We start from the raw sequence: 21,186 nt of genomic DNA, 5'->3' as shown, positions 1-21,186 counted from the left end.
AATGCAAGTTCAACTTAAAATTAAATAGTTAAACTTAAAACCAAGTTAAATAACGTAAAAATAAGTTTGTTAACTTAAAATTAAGTTGTATAATTGTATTGCTAATTAATTATAAACTCATAAAGTAATGATCACATTAACTAAGGCAGAAGAGAAAATAATGAAGATTCTCTGGACTATTGACAAAGGTTTTATTAAAGATATCATTGAACAATATCCTAATCCAAAACCTCTTTACAATTCAGTATCAACGATTGTGAGAGTGCTTGTTCAAAAAGAAATTGTAGGTTATAAAGCTTACGGGAACTCGCACCAATATTATCCATTGATTAGTAAGGAGGAATATAGTAAAGGACAGATGAAGCGTTTAGTAACTGATTATTATAATAATTCTCTTTCGCAAGTAGTTAATTTTTTTACGGAAAGTAAAAAGCTTGATGAGAAGGAATTAGATGAAGCAATGAGAATGTTGGAAGCATTAAAAGCTAAAAAAAATGATTAAGCTTCTTATCTATTTATTAGAGTCTAGTGTCATATTAGCTGTATTTTATGGACTCTTTGTTCTAGTAATGAAGAAGGAGACTTTTTTTAACCTTAATCGTTTTTTCCTTTTGGGAATCGTTGTTTTTTCATTGTTATTGCCTTCTATGAGTTTTGATTTTAGCCAAGGTAAAATAGCTGTAATAGACAATTCTGTTGAAGAGTTTAGTAAGTTTAGATCATCTTATTACGAAAGTGCGCAAACATGGGAATATGATGTTTCTCAAGTTCCAGTTTCAACAAAAGATCCTAAAACTACAGTGATTGAGTCAGCTTCTATTGATTGGACAACTATTTTATTGAAGTTTATAATTAGCATTTATGTCATAGGAATTTTATTCTGTTTGTCTAAACTCTTTTGGAGTCTTAGAAAGCTTCGGAAAATGATTTTGATGTATCCAAAAACGCAAATTGATGACGTAACTGTTGTGAAGGTTGCGCGTCCAATTGCACCATTTTCATTTTTGAAGTATGCTTTTGTTTATGAAGGTATTACCGAAACTCTAGAACTCAATCAGATTATTACGCATGAAAAAGCGCATATTGAACAGAAACATTCTGTTGATTTAATTTTTATACAATTTTTAGCAGCTTTTCTTTGGTTTAATCCATTGATTTGGATGCTTATTAACTCTTTAAAAACAATACATGAATATATAGCAGATAAGAAAATAATTAAAGCAGGTTATTCCTTAGTTGATTACCAGACCTTACTTTTGAGTCAATTAGTTAGCAACAACTCATACGGGTTGGTACACAATTTTAATTTATCATTTATAAAAAAGAGAATAACCATGATGAAAAATAAAAGATCAGGATTTAAAGGCAAATTAAAAGTAGCGTTAACTATTACTTGTGCTATTTTATTTAGTTTATTATTATTTCAGTGTAATTCTGTGACAGAAGACAAAAAAGAAGAAGCTTCAGTCATAGCAGAAGGCGTTTGGAAAAAGTATATGGAGGATAAAGCAGCTGATACTGGCAATATACTTCCTAGAACAAAATTTGTTATTTCAAATGATATACTATCTATTAACGGAAAACCTTCTAAAATTAGTGAGCTTCCCGCTGCTCTTGAAAAAGAATTGATAGATATGCATATCTACTTTCGGGCAAGAACAGATAGTACTGCTTCTGCAGCATCTACACCTAAAAAAGCCTTATCTGGACAGCATTTTCCAGTGCGGTTAAGAATAGATGGAAATCAGAAAATGAAAAAGGTTCGAGAATTTCATACTGAACTTAGAAGATTAGATCGAAGAAAAATATTGTATTATGGAGAGACTGCTTCTGGAAAACAAATGATTCAGCCATTTTTAGTTCCTCCGATGTATTGGGCAAATCCTTCTCATGATGATACTTTACCTGTACGAATTGATTTGACAAATGCCACAATAGAAGGCAATGTAGCAACACTAAATGGTATTGAGTATCTTCAGCTGAACTTGAGTGCTTCTGGAATAGATTATAAAGAAGAAGTATACCAATTCGTAAAAAAGCATGTTGATAAAAAATCAATTGCTTATTTAATCAGTATCACATACAATGACAACGATTCATTTGAAAAATATTTAACAAATCTTGCAGATGTTTTTCAAGGTTTTGAAAAAATATATGATGTACGCTCACAAGAATTGTTTGGCAAAGACCGCCAGGAACTAAAAACAACAGAAGAATATCTCGCTATATCAGAAGGAGTTTATAAAGGAGTTTTTATAGCTGAATAATAAAAAAAATAAAGAGTATACTGAAAAAGCGAAGATGATTTACAAGGAATCATCTTCGCTTTTCGTTATGAATTATTCATTATTAGTTACTGATTATGAACTCTTCATGAATTAATATCGTTTGTAAATACATCTTGATTTTAGGTATAAAAAAAGCTCCTTTTAAAAAGGAGCTTTTTACTTTGAGCCGATGGAGGGACTCGAACCCACGACCTGCTGATTACAAATCAGCTGCTCTAGCCAGCTGAGCTACATCGGCAAAGCGGTTGCAAATATAAAAAGCTTTTTATTTTTTGCAAACCTTTTTTTTATTTTTTTAAAGACTATTGATTTTTGCTACTAAATCTGTTGCTTTTGTCTCTAAAGATTGTCTAATTCCTTTGAAGTGAGCCTTTGCATTTTCAACGCCTCTTTTGTTCGCTTCAGCTATCAATTCATCAAAGCTTTTGATAGACTCATCAATGATTGCTTCACTCTTTGCTGCATCTTCTTGAGGGTTAGCAATTTGCCATATTAAAGCCGCGTCAATGATATCTCCAAAAACGTAGTTTAAGTCCTTCTTTAAATCTCTTTTATTTGACATGATTTATTATTTTTTTGCAAATTTAAACTAAAATGGTATATAATTTGTTATAAATAACACAAATATTACAAGGTCTAATTTTATTTTTCTAGTTTTACATTGATGAACGCAATTGTACAGTTATATCGCTTATTAATGAATTGTAACACGAAAATCAAACGTGCTATGATTTGTATTCCTGTGTCGAATATGAAACGCTCGTATCGCAAGCATCAACGTAAGTATTAGTTAACAATTCTATATCTATATCATAAACTTATAAGGTGCTTTTTTCAAAGCACCTTTTTTATTTTTATAACATACATTTTTAAAACCAATTATTATGAAATACACATTAAATTTTATCAAAGAGATGATCATGAAGTTTCACTGCTTTACTCCCTATTTTGGATCTAAAGATTCCTTTGCGCCGAATGAACCAATACCTCTTTTGATACATCCTTAAATTTTTAATATTATGAACACATTAGCACAAAATAACATACAAACAAATATTCAGTTTTTAGTCACAAAGAAAGTGACCAACAGTAATGGATTTTTACATCCACATATACTTTTTGATAAGATTCAAATTGTAGCAACTTATCCTATTAGAGAATTTTATATTCATGAAGTTCCTGCTATTGTCGATTATACGTTTAAAATGACCAAAAGCGCTCGTTTAAACGATAGTTTAACAATTCAGGCACAATTGATCCAACAAGACGATAAAAAGTTAATGGTGCGCATTATGGTAACTAAACCAAAGAAGAAATCAGGCACCGAAGAGGTTATTTGTACTGCCGTTTTTGGATTTCCTTTGAAAGAGAAGCCAATACGTAAAGTTTCATGAGTTATAAGATTCCCAAGTTGTTTATTGCTTGGGATTTTTTTTTGATTTGTTAGACTTGTTAGACTTGTTAGACTTGTTAGACTTATTAGAAACTACAAATTTTGAAGCATTTCTCGATACAACAAATCATAGATTTGTCACTCGAAATGACGAATGAAAATTCGAAGTGCTATTTTATATATACTTCTAGGAGTTCAGAAGTCTCTTCTGTAGTTATTTTTATATTTTTTATGGAAGCTGGCACTAATAGCGTTTCCCCAAACTTAAGTGTTTCTTTGTAGTTAGCTGTTTCAAAGGTTACGTTCCCTTTTACACACATGTAAATTACAAATGAATCTTTGTCATCATGATTTATCGTAACTTCTCCTTTGAACGGTATCAGATTTGTGGTAAAGTAAGGACAATTTACAATGGTGGTAGCTTCGTTTTGCGTTTCTTTGTAGTGTGTTTTGTAGTTTTCGTGTAATGTGTAATCGATTGCATCTAGAGCTAACGCTGTGTGCAGTTCTCTTGAGTTTCCTTGCGCATCTACTCTATTCCAGTCATAGATACGATAGGTAATATCTGAAGTTTGTTGAATTTCTGCTAAGACAATTCCGCCGCCAATGGCATGAATTCTGCCCGTAGGCAAAAAATATACATCTCCTTTTTGAACTTCTTCAAAGTTGAGAATTTCTGTAAGTGTATTGTTTTCTAGATGTTCTTGATAGGTTTCTTTAGTTACTTCCTGATTGAAACCAACCATAAGTTTTGCACCTTTATCCGCTTGCATAACATACCACATTTCCGTTTTCCCAAATGAATTGTGTCGCTCTTTTGCTAATTGATCATTTGGATGTACTTGAATAGATAAGTCGCTTTTAGCATCGATATATTTGATTAGTAATGGAAATTTTGTCCCAAAGGTATCGTATACTTTTTTTCCTAATAGTTGTTCTTGAAACGTTTGACTAAGTTCTTGTAATGTTTTTCCTTTTAACTCTCCTTCTGCTACAACCGATGGTTCTCCTTTTACGTCTGAGATTTCCCAGCTTTCGCCAATAGCTTCACCTGTGATGTTTTTGTGAAGTTGCGTTTGCAATTTGTTTCCGCCCCAAATGCGTTCTTTGTAGATTGGTTGAAATTTTAAGGGATATAGATTCATAATGTTATTCTCCTGTGTATTTTACAAAGTTTCTTGGTGTTTCGTATAAGACAACTTCCAAATCGAGAGCTGTGCTTATATGCGCTCTGAGTTTGTTCCAAATGACAACTACAATGTTTTCTGCGGTTGGATTTAGATTTTTGAACTCAGGAACATCCAAATTTAAATTTTTATGATCGAAAGCATCTTCTACTTCCGAGCGAATTAGGTCTTTGAGTACTTTTACATCCATCACAAAACCAGTGTCTGGATTTATGGGTCCAGTAACACTTACGATAAGTTCGTAGTTGTGTCCGTGATAGTTTGGATTGTTACATTTACCAAAGACTTCGTTGTTTTTTGCATCGTCCCAATCTGGTCGATATAATCTGTGTGCAGCGTTAAAATGTGCTCTCCTACTTACCGTAACTTTCATGTGTCTATATTATTTGTCTTCTATTGGTTACATGCTGTTCGCTATTAACCATTCCCTTTGGTGATAAACTTTTTAACATGCTCGTTTCATATATCAACTTTTATGTGTTCGTAAAATTTATCAAATATAATTTTAAACCACGCTGTGTATATGTCAGGATTTGCGGCAATATCATTTTTTACTGCTTGTACATCCATCCATTTCCACGAAGCAACTTCATCTGGATTGATTACTGGTTTATCATTGTACGTTCCTAGCATTACATGATCGTATTCATGTTCTGTTAATCCATTGTCAAAAGGCGCTTTGTATATGAACGAAACTGCTTCCACAAGTTCGGTAACAAAACCCATTTCTTCTTGTAGTCTTCGTTTACCTGCACTTATGTTGCTTTCACCTTCACGTTGATGACTACAACAGGTATTTGTCCACAAGCCTGGAGAGTGATATTTGTGTAAGGCGCGTTGTTGTAACATAAGTTCGCCTTTATCGTTTAGGATGAATACTGAAAATGCTCTGTGAAGCAATGCTTTTTCATGCGCCTCAATTTTTTCCATGAGACCAATTTGCTCGTCATTTTCGTTTACTAAGATTACGTTTTCTTTTGTCATATTTTTTGTTGGGACACAAATTTACAAAATAGCTTACTGGGAATATGATACTTGTTTCCTATTTTTTAGTTAAAATTAACATAAGTTTTTGAATATTCTTTTTGAAAGACAAACAATATATTTCGTATGAACAAAAAAGCATCCTACGATGTGTAGGATGCTTTTTGTGTATTTTTATGTTTGATTTTACTTTTCTACGACGATAAATTCACTTCGTCTATTCAGTTGGTGTTCTTCTTCGCTACATTTTACACCATTGCTACATTTGTTTACTAAGCGCTCTTCGCCATAGCCATCTCCTGTAAGTCTACTTCTATCAATTCCTCTAGATATGATATACTCAAGTGTAGATTTGTTACGTCGTTGCGATAGTTTTTTGTTGTAAGCATCTCTACCACGACTATCTGTATGCGAGCGTACGTCTATTTTTAGTGTTGGATACTTCTTCATTACTACTACTACTTTTTCTAATTCTGCAGCAGCATCAGGACGAATATTAGCTTTATCGAAGTCAAAGTAAATAATTGGAATGTTGAGTGTTACTGCTAAATCGTCTCCAATTTCAAAAGGTATTTCTTCTTTCTCTAATAGTAATGTTACTTCTCGTAATCCTGCTTCTTCTTGTTTTGGCATTAATGCTTCCGCAGAATTGTAATCTTTTTTAGAAGCTCTTACAAAGTATACTTCGTTACAGTCTAAAATTGTTGAGAATCTGAATTTCCCTTGTTCGTCACTGTACGTATTGTCTAATTCTTTATTGTCTTTGTCAAATAATTTCACATTAGCGCCAGCAATAATTTCATTGGTTTTATCGTCTTTTACAACACCTGCAATTTCTTGTTCGCACGTCCATTGAATTGGTTTTGTTTCAATGAAAGAATAAATATCGTCATCTCCTTGTCCACCTTCTCGATTGGAGGCAAAATATCCTTTTTTTGTTTTCGTATTGATGATGAATGAGAAATCATCTACTGGACTGTTTACTGGTTCTCCTACGTTGTATATTGTTTGTTCTTCATCATCTAGTTGCATGACAAAAATATCCAATCCTCCAAGACCTACATGTCCATCTGAAGAGAAGTATAATTCATTATCTTGACTTACAAATGGAAAGTTTTCTCTGGCTTCAGTGTTGATTCCTTTTCCTAAGTTTTTTGGTTCTCCAAAAGTTCCATCATCATTAATATCAACCACAAATAAATCTGACTGACCAATTGTTCCTGGCATGTCTGAAGCGAAATACAACTTTTTTTCGTCTACGCTTAACGCTGGATGTGCTACAGAATATAAGTCACTGTTGAATGGTAATTCTTCAATGTTTGTCCAACGATCACCATCACGTGTCGCTCTGAATATTTTTAATTTGTTGATTCCTTTTCTATCTTTTTTGTATTTCCCTTTGTAATAGTTGTTACGCGTAAAATACATAGTGTTTCCATCTTTTGTGAAAACTGTTGTTGATTCGTGATATTTTGTATTTAATTTTCCTGAAAATTTATCTACGTTTGATAGGCTTCCGTTATCAGCAACTTCTGCACCGTATAAATCTAAGAATGGACGAGAATTCCACTTGTGATTTGATCGTCTTGCTACACCTGTATCTCTAGCTGAAGAGAATACCAAGTTGTTTTCTAAGTAGAATGATGGAGCAAAGTCTGAATATTTTGAGTTTACACCTAAATTCGTGATTCGAAAACGTCCAGATTGTTCTTCTATTTGATCTAAATAGTTACGTGTATTTATAAATTTATTTGCTCTGATATCACTTCCAGTTAGCTTATTGAACTGTTGCATTTTTTCATCAGATTCTGCGTAACGTTTTTCTGCTTTTAAGGCTTGTGAATAACGGAAATAATATTCTGGAGCTACTTCTTCACCAAGTTTAAATAACTCTCCATACCATTTGGACGCATTGATTAGGTCTGCATTAAAATAGTATGCATTTCCTAGTTTTTCAAATAGTTCTTTTGATTTGTATCCTTCTGCTGCGACTTCTTCATAGATTTCTATGGCATTGATAAAGGCATAGCTATCATATTTTTTGTCTGCTTTTTCAAGTTTTCGTTCTTGAGCATAACCCATCAATACGAATAAACTTAATACAGTGTATATTATATATTTTTTTCGTGTCATCATTGTTGGTTTTAGAAGAATCTTGGTGAGATTATTTTGTCACGGTTATTGAATAGTTCGAAACGTAAAAAGACTTCATAAGAACCGTCATTAAATTGTGTATTTCCAAGTTCGGTGGTTTCTCTATCGTATGCAAATCCAATCATAAAGCTATCTGAGAGCTGTAATCCTACAAGTCCACTAAATGCGGCGCTCCATCTGTAGGCAGCTCCAAGCGTAACTTTTTCATTGATTAAGAAGTTTGCTGATAAATCTGCTTGTAATGGCGCTCCAGAAACTGCTTTGAATAGTACAGCTGGTTTGAACTTTACGCTATCACTCATGTCAAATACATATCCTCCAATTAGATAAAAGTTGATACGTTCTTTGGCCACTGAAAGCGAAGATTCGTCAAAATGTTTTGTTTCTAATAAGTTTGGTGCAGATAGACCAACATACCATTTTTCTGAGTTTCTATAGTAAATTCCGGCTCCTACATTTGGAGAGAATTTGTTATCAATATTACTCTGTAATAAAGCATCATTAGGACTGTATTCATTTAAACAGTTAAAACATACATCTAATAAATGTCCTCCTGCTTTTACACCGAAAGAGAGTTTTCCTTCTTCAGATGTTCTTACTGTATACGAAAAATCAATATCAAAGTAAGTTTCATCTGTTGGACCTAATTGATCATTAACGATTGAGACTCCTAATCCTACGTTTCCTTTTTTTCCTATTGGTGTATGTAGGTTAAGTGTTTGCGTACGTGGCGCACCTTCTAAACCTACCCATTGTGAACGATGCAATCCTGCAATACTTAATACACCTCTCGATCCTGCATAGGCTGGATTGACAGTTATGGTGTTATACATGTATTGCGTATACTGAGCGTCCTGCTGTCCGTAACTTTCAAATGAAAATACAGTACTCAATAAGACTATGATGATGATGATTTTATTTCTCATTATAGTATGGTATGTTTTTGTTTATTAGTTATAGCGTACATACTACCGAAATAGTATGTACGCCTGTGTTGTTTATCGTTGTATGTATAAGTAACCGGCTTTACTTTTGTTTACACCGTTGGCTACATAATCAACAACGTAGTAATATGTTCCTACTGGTAACAGTTTGTTTTTCTGAATTGTAACTCGACCATTAGATGTACCGTTGAAATAGTTTCCATTTTGGCCATATCCTTGTGTCTCGTACACTAAAACTCCCCATCTGTTATAGATACGTACTGTATTGTCTGGGAACATTTCAATATTTCTAATCGTAAATACATCGTTGTCTCCATCTCCGTTTGGCGTTACCGCATTGAAGATTTCTAAGTCATCTTCTACGTCATCCGAATTGTTAACGTCTAAGAAGTTTGGAAGTCCATCTCCATCTTCATCATCTGTACCATCTGGTCCGTTTGGTATTCCGTCACCGTCACAATCTCCATCTATCCATTCTTGACTAGGATTTAATGTAATGTCATCTACATTTAAGTCACATGGATCGTTTGGATCTGTTGGATCGTCTCCGTTTGGTGGATTCAACTCATCTCCGTTACTAACTCCGTCTCCATCACAGTCTGCTGCCAAGTAATCATCACTTTGAGCAAGTGTGGTATCATCTATATTAAGATCACACGGATCATTAGGATCTGTTGGATCGTCTCCGTTTGGTGGATTCAACTCATCTCCGTTGCTAACTCCGTCTCCATCACAATCAGCTGCCAAGTAGTCACCTTCTGGTGTTACTGTAATATCACCTGCATTAGAATCACATGGATCGTTTGGATCTGTTGGATCATCTCCATTTGGTGGATTCAACTCATCTCCATTAGTTACTCCATCGCCATCACAATCTGCAGCTAAGTAGTCTCCTGTTTGAGTTACACTCACATCATCTGCGTTAGAATCACATGGATCGTTTGGATCTGTTGGATCATCTCCATTTGGTGGATTCAACTCGTCTTCATTAGTTACTCCATCGCCATCACAGTCGGCAGCTAAGTAGTCGCCTGAAGGTGTTGTACTCACATCGCCTGCGTTAGAATCACATGGATCGTTTGGATCTGTTGGATCATCTCCGTTTGGTGGATTCAACTCATCTCCATTGGTTACTCCATCGCCATCACAATCTGCAGCTAAATAGTCTCCTTCTGGTGTTACTGTAATATCACCTGCATTAGAATCACATGGATCGTTTGGATCTGTTGGATCATCTCCATTTGGTGGATTCAACTCGTCTCCGTTAGTTACTCCATCGCCATCACAATCTGCAGCTAAGTAATCTCCTGTTTGTGCTACACTGATATCACCTGCATTAGAATCACATGGATCGTTTGGATCTGTTGGATCATCTCCATTTGGTGGATTCAACTCGTCTCCATTGGTTACTCCATCGCCATCACAATCTGCAGCTAAGTAATCTCCTGTTTGTGCTACACTGATATCTCCTGCATTGAAGTCACATGGATCGTTTGGATCTGTTGGTGTGTCTCCGTTTGGTGGATTCAACTCATCTCCATTGGTTACTCCATCTCCATCACAGTCTGCAGCTAAGTAATCTCCTGTTTGTGCTACGCTGATATCTCCTACATTGAAGTCACATGGATCGTTTGGATCTGTTGGTGTGTCTCCATTTGGTGGATTCAACTCATCTCCATTGGTTACTCCGTCTCCATCACAATCTGCAGCTAAGTAATCTCCTGTTTGTGCTACACTGATATCTCCTACATTCAAGTCACATGGATCGTTTGGATCTGTTGGTGTGTCTCCGTTTGGTGGATTCAACTCGTCTCCGTTAGTTACTCCATCGCCATCACAATCGGCAGCTAAGTAGTCTCCTGTTTGTGCTACACTGATATCTCCTACATTCAAGTCACATGGATCATTTGGATCTGTTGGTGTGTCTCCGTTTGGTGGATTCAACTCGTCTCCGTTAGTTACTCCATCGCCATCACAGTCGGCAGCTAAGTAATCTCCTGTTTGTGCTACACTGATATCTCCTACATTCAAGTCACATGGATCATTTGGATCTGTTGGTGTGTCTCCATTTGGTGGATTCAACTCATCTCCATTAGTTACTCCATCTCCATCACAGTCTGCAGCTAAGTAGTCTCCTGTTTGTGCTACACTGATATCTCCTACATTCAAGTCACATGGATCATTTGGATCTGTTGGTGTGTCTCCATTTGGTGGATTCAACTCATCTCCATTGGTTACTCCATCTCCATCACAGTCTGCAGCTAAGTAATCGCCTGTTTGTGCTACACTAATGTCTCCTGCATTGAAGTCACATGGATCGTTTGGATCTGTTGGTGTGTCTCCATTTGGTGGATTCAACTCGTCTCCGTTAGTTACTCCATCGCCATCACAATCTGCAGCTAAGTAATCTCCTGTTTGCGCTACACTGATATCTCCTACATTCAAGTCACATGGATCATTTGGATCTGTTGGTGTGTCTCCATTTGGTGGATTCAACTCATCTCCGTTAGTTACTCCATCGCCATCACAGTCAGCAGCTAAGTAATCTCCTGTTTGTGCTACACTGATATCTCCTACATTCAAGTCACATGGATCATTTGGATCTGTTGGTGTGTCTCCATTTGGTGGATTCAACTCATCTCCATTGGTTACTCCATCGCCATCACAGTCTGCAGCTAAGTAATCTCCTGTTTGTGCTACACTGATGTCTCCTGTATTCAAGTCACACGGATCGTTTGGATCTGTTGGTGTGTCTCCATTTGGTGGATTCAACTCGTCTCCATTAGTTACTCCATCTCCATCACAGTCTGCAGCTAAGTAATCTCCTGTTTGTGCTACACTGATGTCTCCTGTATTGAAGTCACATGGATCATTTGGATTTGTTGGTGTGTCTCCATTTGGTGGATTCAACTCGTCTCCATTGGTTACTCCATCGCCATCACAGTCTGCAGCTAAGTAATCTCCTGTTTGTGCTACACTGATATCTCCTACATTCAAGTCACATGGATCATTTGGATCTGTTGGTGTGTCTCCATTTGGTGGATTCAACTCGTCTCCGTTAGTTACTCCATCGCCATCACAATCTGCAGCTAAGTAATCTCCTGTTTGTGCTACACTGATATCTCCTACATTCAAGTCACATGGATCATTTGGATCTGTTGGTGTGTCTCCGTTTGGTGGATTCAACTCATCTCCGTTAGTTACTCCATCGCCATCACAGTCAGCAGCTAAGTAGTCTCCTGTTTGTGCTACACTGATATCTCCTACATTCAAGTCACATGGATCATTTGGATCTGTTGGTGTGTCTCCATTTGGTGGATTCAACTCGTCTCCATTGGTTACTCCATCTCCATCACAGTCTGCAGCTAAGTAATCTCCTGTTTGTGCTACACTGATATCTCCTACATTCAAGTCACATGGATCATTTGGATCTGTTGGTGTGTCTCCATTTGGTGGATTCAACTCATCTCCATTAGTTACTCCATCGCCATCACAGTCTGCAGCTAAGTAATCGCCTGTTTGTGCTACACTGATATCTCCTACATTCAAGTCACATGGATCGTTTGGATCTGTTGGTGTGTCTCCGTTTGGTGGATTCAATTCATCTCCGTTAGTTACTCCATCGCCATCACAATCTGCAGCTAAGTAATCTCCTGTTTGCGCTACACTGATATCTCCTGTATTGAAGTCACATGGATCGTTTGGATCTGTTGGTGTGTCTCCGTTTGGTGGATTCAACTCGTCTCCGTTAGTTACTCCATCGCCATCACAATCTGCAGCTAAGTAATCTCCTGTTTGCGCTACACTGATATCTCCTACATTCAAGTCACATGGATCGTTTGGATCTGTTGGTGTGTCTCCATTTGGTGGATTCAACTCGTCTCCATTAGTTACTCCATCTCCATCACAGTCTGCAGCTAAGTAATCTCCTGTTTGTGCTACACTGATGTCTCCTGTATTGAAGTCACATGGATCATTTGGATTTGTTGGTGTGTCTCCATTTGGTGGATTCAACTCGTCTCCATTGGTTACTCCATCGCCATCACAGTCTGCAGCTAAGTAATCTCCTGTTTGTGCTACACTGATATCTCCTACATTCAAGTCACATGGATCATTTGGATCTGTTGGTGTGTCTCCATTTGGTGGATTCAACTCGTCTCCGTTAGTTACTCCATCGCCATCACAATCTGCAGCTAAGTAATCTCCTGTTTGTGCTACACTGATATCTCCTACATTCAAGTCACATGGATCATTTGGATCTGTTGGTGTGTCTCCGTTTGGTGGATTCAACTCATCTCCGTTAGTTACTCCATCGCCATCACAGTCAGCAGCTAAGTAGTCTCCTGTTTGTGCTACACTGATATCTCCTACATTCAAGTCACATGGATCATTTGGATCTGTTGGTGTGTCTCCATTTGGTGGATTCAACTCGTCTCCATTGGTTACTCCATCTCCATCACAGTCTGCAGCTAAGTAATCGCCTGTTTGTGCTACACTGATATCTCCTACATTCAAGTCACATGGATCATTTGGATCTGTTGGTGTGTCTCCATTTGGTGGATTCAACTCATCTCCATTAGTTACTCCATCGCCATCACAGTCTGCAGCTAAGTAATCTCCTGTTTGTGCTACACTGATATCTCCTACATTCAAGTCACATGGATCGTTTGGATCTGTTGGTGTGTCTCCGTTTGGTGGATTCAATTCATCTCCGTTAGTTACTCCATCGCCATCACAATCTGCAGCTAAGTAATCTCCTGTTTGCGCTACACTGATATCTCCTGTATTGAAGTCACATGGATCGTTTGGATCTGTTGGTGTGTCTCCGTTTGGTGGATTCAACTCGTCTCCGTTAGTTACTCCATCGCCATCACAATCTGCAGCTAAGTAATCTCCTGTTTGCGCTACACTGATATCTCCTACATTCAAGTCACATGGATCATTTGGATCTGTTGGTGTGTCTCCATTTGGTGGATTCAACTCATCTCCATTGGTTACTCCATCTCCATCACAGTCTGCAGCTAAGTAATCTCCTGTTTGTGCTACGCTGATATCTCCTACATTGAAGTCACATGGATCGTTTGGATCTGTTGGTGTGTCTCCATTTGGTGGATTCAACTCATCTCCATTGGTTACTCCGTCTCCATCACAATCTGCAGCTAAGTAATCTCCTGTTTGTGCTACACTGATGTCTCCTGTATTCAAGTCACACGGATCGTTTGGATCTGTTGGTGTGTCTCCATTTGGTGGATTCAACTCGTCTCCGTTAGTTACTCCATCGCCATCACAGTCTGCAGCTAAGTAATCTCCTGTTTGTGCTACACTGATATCTCCTACATTCAAGTCACATGGATCATTTGGATCTGTTGGTGTGTCTCCGTTTGGTGGATTCAACTCATCTCCGTTAGTTACTCCATCGCCATCACAGTCAGCAGCTAAGTAGTCTCCTGTTTGTGCTACACTGATATCTCCTACATTCAAGTCACATGGATCATTTGGATCTGTTGGTGTGTCTCCATTTGGTGGATTCAACTCATCTCCATTAGTTACTCCATCGCCATCACAGTCTGCAGCTAAGTAATCTCCTGTTTGTGCTACACTGATATCTCCTACATTCAAGTCACATGGATCATTTGGATCTGTTGGTGTGTCTCCATTTGGTGGATTCAACTCATCTCCATTAGTTACTCCATCGCCATCACAGTCTGCAGCTAAGTAATCTCCTGTTTGTGCTACACTGATATCTCCTACATTCAAGTCACATGGATCATTTGGATCTGTTGGTGTGTCTCCGTTTGGTGGATTCAATTCATCTCCATTAGTTACTCCATCGCCATCACAGTCTGCAGCTAAGTAATCGCCTGTTTGTGCTACACTGATATCTCCTACATTCAAGTCACATGGATCGTTTGGATCTGTTGGTGTGTCTCCGTTTGGTGGATTCAATTCATCTCCGTTAGTTACTCCATCGCCATCACAATCTGCAGCTAAGTAATCTCCTGTTTGCGCTACACTGATATCTCCTGTATTGAAGTCACATGGATCGTTTGGATCTGTTGGTGTGTCTCCGTTTGGTGGATTCAACTCGTCTCCGTTAGTTACTCCATCGCCATCACAATCTGCAGCTAAGTAATCTCCTGTTTGCGCTACACTGATATCTCCTACATTCAAGTCACATGGATCATTTGGATCTGTTGGTGTGTCTCCATTTGGTGGATTCAACTCATCTCCGTTAGTTACTCCATCGCCATCACAGTCAGCAGCTAAGTAATCTCCTGTTTGTGCTACACTGATATCTCCTACATTCAAGTCACATGGATCATTTGGATCTGTTGGTGTGTCTCCATTTGGTGGATTCAACTCATCTCCATTGGTTACTCCATCGCCATCACAATCTGCAGCTAAGTAATCTCCTGTTTGTGCTACACTGATGTCTCCTGTATTCAAGTCACACGGATCGTTTGGATCTGTTGGTGTGTCTCCATTTGGTGGATTCAACTCGTCTCCATTAGTTACTCCATCTCCATCACAGTCTGCAGCTAAGTAATCTCCTGTTTGTGCTACACTGATATCTCCTACATTCAAGTCACATGGATCATTTGGATCTGTTGGTGTGTCTCCGTTTGGTGGATTCAACTCATCTCCGTTAGTTACTCCATCGCCATCACAGTCAGCAGCTAAGTAGTCTCCTGTTTGTGCTACACTGATATCTCCTACATTCAAGTCACATGGATCATTTGGATCTGTTGGTGTGTCTCCATTTGGTGGATTCAACTCATCTCCATTAGTTACTCCATCGCCATCACAGTCTGCAGCTAAGTAATCTCCTGTTTGTGCTACACTGATATCTCCTACATTCAAGTCACATGGATCATTTGGATCTGTTGGTGTGTCTCCATTTGGTGGATTCAACTCATCTCCATTAGTTACTCCATCGCCATCACAGTCTGCAGCTAAGTAATCTCCTGTTTGTGCTACACTGATATCTCCTACATTCAAGTCACATGGATCATTTGGATCTGTTGGTGTGTCTCCGTTTGGTGGATTCAATTCATCTCCATTAGTTACTCCATCGCCATCACAGTCTCCGCTAGGATCTGAAGTACATATGTCGTTATCAATAATAGTTACTGTTCCACTTGGGTCTGTATTAGCCGTGTTGCCACTAGTTACTATTCCATCTACGTTAAATACTTCATCGTTTTCTTCTACTAAATCATCGGTAATTGGTACACTCACACTGCTACTAGTCTGTCCCGCTGGGATAGTCACCGTAACGGTAGTGCTGGTGTAATCACTTGGACTTGTAGCGCTGTTATCATTGGTAGTGATACTGATAATTGTATCCTCGCTACTTGGCGTGTCAATACTCACGGGTACCGTTGCCGATCCAGCATCTTCATCGACAATCACATCGCCGATGGTCACCACTGGAGTACCATCGTTGTCATTGATCGTTACCGTTCCACTTGGATCTGTATTTGACGTGTTACCGCTAGTTACGGTTCCATCAACACTAAAGTCTTCTGATGGCTCGTCAATACTATCTTCGGTAATTGGAATCGATACCGTAGTGCTGGTCTGTCCCGCTGGAATCGTTGCCGTAACTGTAGTCTCTGTATAATCTGCAGTGCCTGCTGTGCCACTGGTAGTGGTCACACTCACTACTGTATCTTCTTCACTTGGGTTGCTTATGGTAATTGGAACTACGGCGTTTCCATCTCCTTCATCTACCGTTACATCTCCAATGGTGATACTTGGCGTATCATTATCATTGATGGTTACCGTTCCACTTGGGTCTGTATTTGATGTGTTTCCACTTACTACCGTTCCATCAACACTCAAATCTTCAGTGTCTTCTCCAATCATATCATCGATAATCGGCACACTCACACTGCTACTAGTCTGTCCCGCTGGGATAGTCACTGTAACGGTAGTGCTGGTGTAATCACTTGGACTTGCAGCGCTGTTATCATTGGTGGTGATACTGATAATTGTATCCTCGCTACTTGGCGTGTCAATACTCACGGGTACCGTTGCCGATCCAGCATCTTCATCGACAATCACATCGCCGATGGTCACCACTGGAGTACCATCGTTGTCAGTAATCGTTACCGTTCCACTTGGATCTGTATTTGACGTGTTGCCACTGGTTACGCTTCCATCAACACTAAAGTCTTCTGATGGCTCATCAATACTATCTTCGGTAATTGGAATCGATACCGTAGTGCTGGTCTGTCCCGCTGGAATCGTTGCCGTTACTGTAGTCTCTGTATAATCTGCAGTGCCTGCTGTGCCACTGGTAGTGGTTACACTCACTACTGTATCTTCTTCACTTGGGTTGCTTATGGTAATTGGAACTACGGCGTTTCCATCTCCTTCATCTACCGTTACATCTCCAATGGTGATACTTGGCGTATCATTATCATTGATCGTTACCGTTCCACTTGGGTCTGTATTTGATGTGTTTCCACTTACTACCGTTCCATCAACACTTAAATCCTCAGTGTCTTCCCCAATCATATCATCGATAATTGCTACACTCACACTGCTACTAGTCTGTCCCGCTGGGATGGTCACTGTAACGGTAGTGCTGGTGTAATCACTTGGACTTGCAGCGCTGTTATCATTGGTAGTGATACTGATAATTGTCTCCTCGCTACTTGGCGTGTCAATACTCACGGGTACCGTTGCCGATCCAGCATCTTCATCGACAATCACATCGCCGATAGTTACCACTGGAGTACCATCGTTGTCATTGATCGTTACCGTTCCACTTGGATCTGTATTTGACGTGTTACCGCTAGTTACGGTTCCATCAACACTAAAGTCTTCTGATGGCTCGTCAATACTATCTTCGGTAATTGGAATCGATACCGTAGTGCTGGTCTGTCCCGCTGGAATCGTTGCCGTAACTGTAGTCTCTGTATAATCAGCTGTTCCTGCTGTTCCACTGGTAGTGGTCACACTAACCACTGTATCTTCTTCACTTGGGTTGCTTATGGTAATTGGAACTACGGCGTTTCCATCGCCTTCATCTACCGTTACATCTCCAATGGTGATACTTGGCGTATCATTATCATTGATCGTCACCGTTCCACTTGGGTCTGTATTAGACGTGTTGCCACTTGTTACCGTTCCATCAACACTTAAATCCTCAGTGTCTTCTCCAATCATATCATCGATAATCGGCACACTCACACTGCTACTAGTCTGTCCCGCTGGGATGGTCACCGTAACGGTAGTGCTGGTGTAATCACTTGGACTTGTAGCGCTGTTATCATTGGTAGTGATACTGATAATTGTATCCTCGCTACTTGGCGTGTCAATACTCACGGGTACCGTTGCCGATCCAGCATCTTCATCGACAATCACATCTCCGATGGTCACCACTGGAGTACCATCATTGTCAGTAATCGTTACCGTTCCACTTGGATCTGTATTTGACGTGTTACCGCTAGTTACGGTTCCATCAACACTAAAGTCTTCTGATGGCTCGTCAATACTATCTTCGGTAATTGGAATCGATACCGTAGTGCTGGTCTGTCCCGCTGGAATCGTTGCCGTAACTGTAGTCTCTGTATAATCTGCAGTGCCTGCTGTGCCACTGGTAGTGGTCACACTCACTACTGTATCTTCTTCACTTGGGTTGCTTATGGTAATTGGAACTACGACGTTTCCATCTCCTTCATCTACCGTTACATCTCCAATGGTGATACTTGGCGTATCATTATCATTGATAGTCACCGTTCCACTTGGGTCTGTATTTGATGTGTTTCCACTTACTACCGTTCCATCAACACTTAAATCCTCAGTGTCTTCCCCGATCATATCATCGATAATTGCTACACTCACACTGCTACTAGTCTGTCCCGCTGGGATAGTCACTGTAACGGTAGTACTGGTGTAATCACTTGGACTTGCAGCGCTGTTATCATTGGTAGTGATACTGATAATTGTATCCTCGCTACTTGGCGTGTCAATACTCACGGGTACCGTTGCCGATCCAGCATCTTCATCGACAATCACATCTCCGATGGTCACCACTGGAGTACCATCATTGTCAGTAATCGTTACCGTTCCACTTGGATCTGTATTAGAAGTGTTGCCACTAGTTACGCTTCCATCAACACTAAAGTCTTCTGATGGCTCGTCAATACTATCTTCGGTAATTGGAATCGATACCGTAGTGCTGGTCTGTCCCGCTGGAATCGTTGCCGTAACTGTAGTCTCTGTATAATCTGCAGTGCCTGCTGTGCCACTGGTAGTGGTCACACTCACTACTGTATCTTCTTCACTTGGGTTGCTTATGGTAATTGGAACTACGACGTTTCCATCTCCTTCATCTACCGTTACATCTCCAATGGTGATACTTGGCGTATCATTATCATTGATAGTCACCGTTCCACTTGGGTCTGTATTTGATGTGTTGCCACTTGTCACGGTTCCATCAACACTTAAATCCTCAGTGTCTTCCCCGATCATATCATCGATAATTGCTACACTCACACTGCTACTAGTCTGTCCCGCTGGGATAGTCACCGTAACGGTAGTGCTGGTGTAATCACTTGGACTTGTAGCGCTGTTATCATTGGTAGTGATACTGATAATTGTATCCTCGCTACTTGGCGTGTCAATACTCACGGGTACCGTTGCCGATCCAGCATCTTCATCGACAATCACATCGCCGATAGTTACCACTGGAGTACCATCGTTGTCATTGATCGTTACCGTTCCACTTGGATCTGTATTTGACGTGTTACCGCTAGTTACGGTTCCATCAACACTAAAGTCTTCTGATGGCTCGTCAATACTATCTTCGGTAATTGGAATCGATACCGTAGTGCTGGTCTGTCCAGCTGGAATCGTTGCCGTAACTGTAGTCTCTGTATAATCTGCAGTGCCTGCTGTGCCACTGGTAGTGGTCACACTCACTACTGTATCTTCTTCACTTGGGTTGCTTATGGTAATTGGAACTACGGCGTTTCCATCGCCTTCATCTACCGTTACATCTCCAATGGTGATACTTGGCGTATCATTATCATTGATCGTCACCGTTCCACTTGGGTCTGTATTAGACGTGTTGCCACTTGTTACCGTTCCATCAACACTTAAATCCTCAGTGTCTTCTCCAATCATATCATCGATAATCGGCACACTCACACTGCTACTAGTCTGTCCCGCTGGGATGGTCACCGTAACGGTAGTGCTGGTGTAATCACTTGGACTTGTAGCGCTGTTATCATTGGTAGTGATACTGATAATTGTATCCTCGCTACTTGGCGTGTCAATACTCACGGGTACCGTTGCCGATCCAGCATCTTCATCGACAATCACATCTCCGATGGTCACCACTGGAGTACCATCATTGTCAGTAATCGTTACCGTTCCACTTGGATCTGTATTTGACGTGTTACCGCTAGTTACGGTTCCATCAACACTAAAGTCTTCTGATGGCTCGTCAATACTATCTTCGGTAATTGGAATCGATACCGTAGTGCTGGTCTGTCCAGCTGGAATCGTTGCCGTAACTGTAGTCTCTGTATAATCTGCAGTGCCTGCTGTGCCACTGGTAGTGGTCACACTCACTACTGTATCTTCTTCACTTGGGTTGCTTATGGTAATTGGAACTACGACGTTTCCATCTCCTTCATCTACCGTTACATCTCCAATGGTGATACTTGGCGTATCATTATCATTGATAGTCACCGTTCCACTTGGGTCTGTATTTGATGTGTTTCCACTTGTCACGGTTCCATCAACACTTAAATCCTCAGTGTCTTCCCCGATCATATCATCGATAATTGCTACACTCACACTGCTACTAGTCTGTCCCGCTGGGATAGTCACCGTAACGGTAGTGCTGGTGTAATCACTTGGACTTGTAGCGCTGTTATCATTGGTAGTGATACTGATAATTGTATCCTCGCTACTTGGCGTGTCAATACTCACGGGTACCGTTGCCGATCCAGCATCTTCATCGACAATCACATCGCCGATAGTTACCACTGGAGTACCATCGTTGTCATTGATCGTTACCGTTCCACTTGGATCTGTATTAGCCGTGTTGCCACTAGTTACGCTTCCATCAACACTAAAGTCTTCTGATGGCTCATCAATACTATCTTCGGTAATTGGAATCGATACCGTAGTACTGGTCTGTCCCGCTGGAATCGTTGCCGTTACTGTAGTCTCTGTATAATCTGCAGTGCCTGCGGTGCCACTGGTAGTGGTTA

10 protein-coding genes and 1 tRNA gene (1 of these 11 cut by a window edge) are annotated in these 21,186 nt (G+C 39.7%); 3 read left to right on the top strand and 8 right to left on the bottom strand.

Going from position 1 to position 21,186, the window contains the following annotated elements:
* Nucleotides 1-127: 127 nt before the first annotated feature.
* Nucleotides 128-502: a BlaI/MecI/CopY family transcriptional regulator gene (locus tag ACOQOS_RS20740; RefSeq protein WP_420572386.1), complete on the top strand. Its 375-nt coding sequence runs from the start codon at nucleotides 128-130 to the stop codon at nucleotides 500-502.
* Entirely contained in the window at nucleotides 495-2,267 is a 1,773-nt protein-coding gene (locus ACOQOS_RS20735; RefSeq protein WP_420572385.1) for a M56 family metallopeptidase, read from the top strand. Before ACOQOS_RS20740 ends, ACOQOS_RS20735 begins: the two co-directional genes overlap by 8 nt.
* A 185-nt stretch (nucleotides 2,268-2,452) precedes the next feature.
* On the opposite strand, the gene ACOQOS_RS20730 is transcribed toward ACOQOS_RS20735, so the two are convergent.
* Nucleotides 2,453-2,526, bottom strand: a tRNA-Thr gene (locus tag ACOQOS_RS20730).
* 57 nt (nucleotides 2,527-2,583) lie between these two features.
* Nucleotides 2,584-2,850 carry a hypothetical protein gene (locus ACOQOS_RS20725; protein ID WP_420572384.1) on the bottom strand — a complete coding sequence of 89 codons (267 nt, stop codon included), beginning with the start codon at nucleotides 2,848-2,850 and terminating at the stop codon, nucleotides 2,584-2,586.
* A 457-nt stretch (nucleotides 2,851-3,307) separates the two neighbouring features.
* On the opposite strand from ACOQOS_RS20725, the gene ACOQOS_RS20720 reads away from it, so the two are divergent.
* Nucleotides 3,308-3,682 carry a hypothetical protein gene (locus tag ACOQOS_RS20720; protein ID WP_420572383.1) on the top strand — a complete coding sequence of 125 codons (375 nt, stop codon included), beginning with the start codon at nucleotides 3,308-3,310 and terminating at the stop codon, nucleotides 3,680-3,682.
* A 169-nt stretch (nucleotides 3,683-3,851) separates the two neighbouring features.
* Here ACOQOS_RS20720 and ACOQOS_RS20715 read toward each other — a convergent pair whose 3' ends face one another.
* The 6 genes from ACOQOS_RS20715 to ACOQOS_RS20690 form a co-directional block, all read right to left on the bottom strand.
* Nucleotides 3,852-4,826: a type I phosphomannose isomerase catalytic subunit gene (locus ACOQOS_RS20715; RefSeq protein WP_420572382.1), complete on the bottom strand. Its 975-nt coding sequence runs from the start codon at nucleotides 4,824-4,826 to the stop codon at nucleotides 3,852-3,854.
* 4 nt (nucleotides 4,827-4,830) lie between these two features.
* The gene (locus ACOQOS_RS20710) at nucleotides 4,831-5,241 is read right to left on the bottom strand and encodes a 6-pyruvoyl trahydropterin synthase family protein (protein WP_420572381.1); all 411 of its coding nucleotides are present in this window, start codon (nucleotides 5,239-5,241) and stop codon (nucleotides 4,831-4,833) included.
* Between the two features lie 86 nt (nucleotides 5,242-5,327).
* Nucleotides 5,328-5,852, bottom strand: a complete 525-nt coding sequence (idi, locus tag ACOQOS_RS20705) for an isopentenyl-diphosphate Delta-isomerase (RefSeq protein WP_420572380.1) — start codon at nucleotides 5,850-5,852, stop codon at nucleotides 5,328-5,330.
* 186 nt (nucleotides 5,853-6,038) lie between these two features.
* Nucleotides 6,039-7,988 carry an OmpA family protein gene (locus ACOQOS_RS20700; RefSeq protein ID WP_420572379.1) on the bottom strand — a complete coding sequence of 650 codons (1,950 nt, stop codon included), beginning with the start codon at nucleotides 7,986-7,988 and terminating at the stop codon, nucleotides 6,039-6,041.
* An 8-nt stretch (nucleotides 7,989-7,996) separates the two neighbouring features.
* Nucleotides 7,997-8,932: a type IX secretion system membrane protein PorP/SprF gene (locus ACOQOS_RS20695; protein ID WP_420572378.1), complete on the bottom strand. Its 936-nt coding sequence runs from the start codon at nucleotides 8,930-8,932 to the stop codon at nucleotides 7,997-7,999.
* Between the two features lie 72 nt (nucleotides 8,933-9,004).
* Nucleotides 9,005-21,186, bottom strand: partial view of a Calx-beta domain-containing protein gene (locus ACOQOS_RS20690; protein ID WP_420572377.1) — the final stretch only. It continues 20,860 nt past the right edge of the window; 12,182 of the gene's 33,042 nt are visible here — the last part of the coding sequence; its start codon lies off the right edge, out of view; its stop codon occupies nucleotides 9,005-9,007.

The organism is Kordia sp. (assembly GCF_965224175.1).
GTDB lineage: Bacteria > Bacteroidota > Bacteroidia > Flavobacteriales > Flavobacteriaceae > Kordia.
Note: the sequence above shows the minus strand (reverse complement) of the source record. Positions and strands in the feature narration are given on the sequence as shown.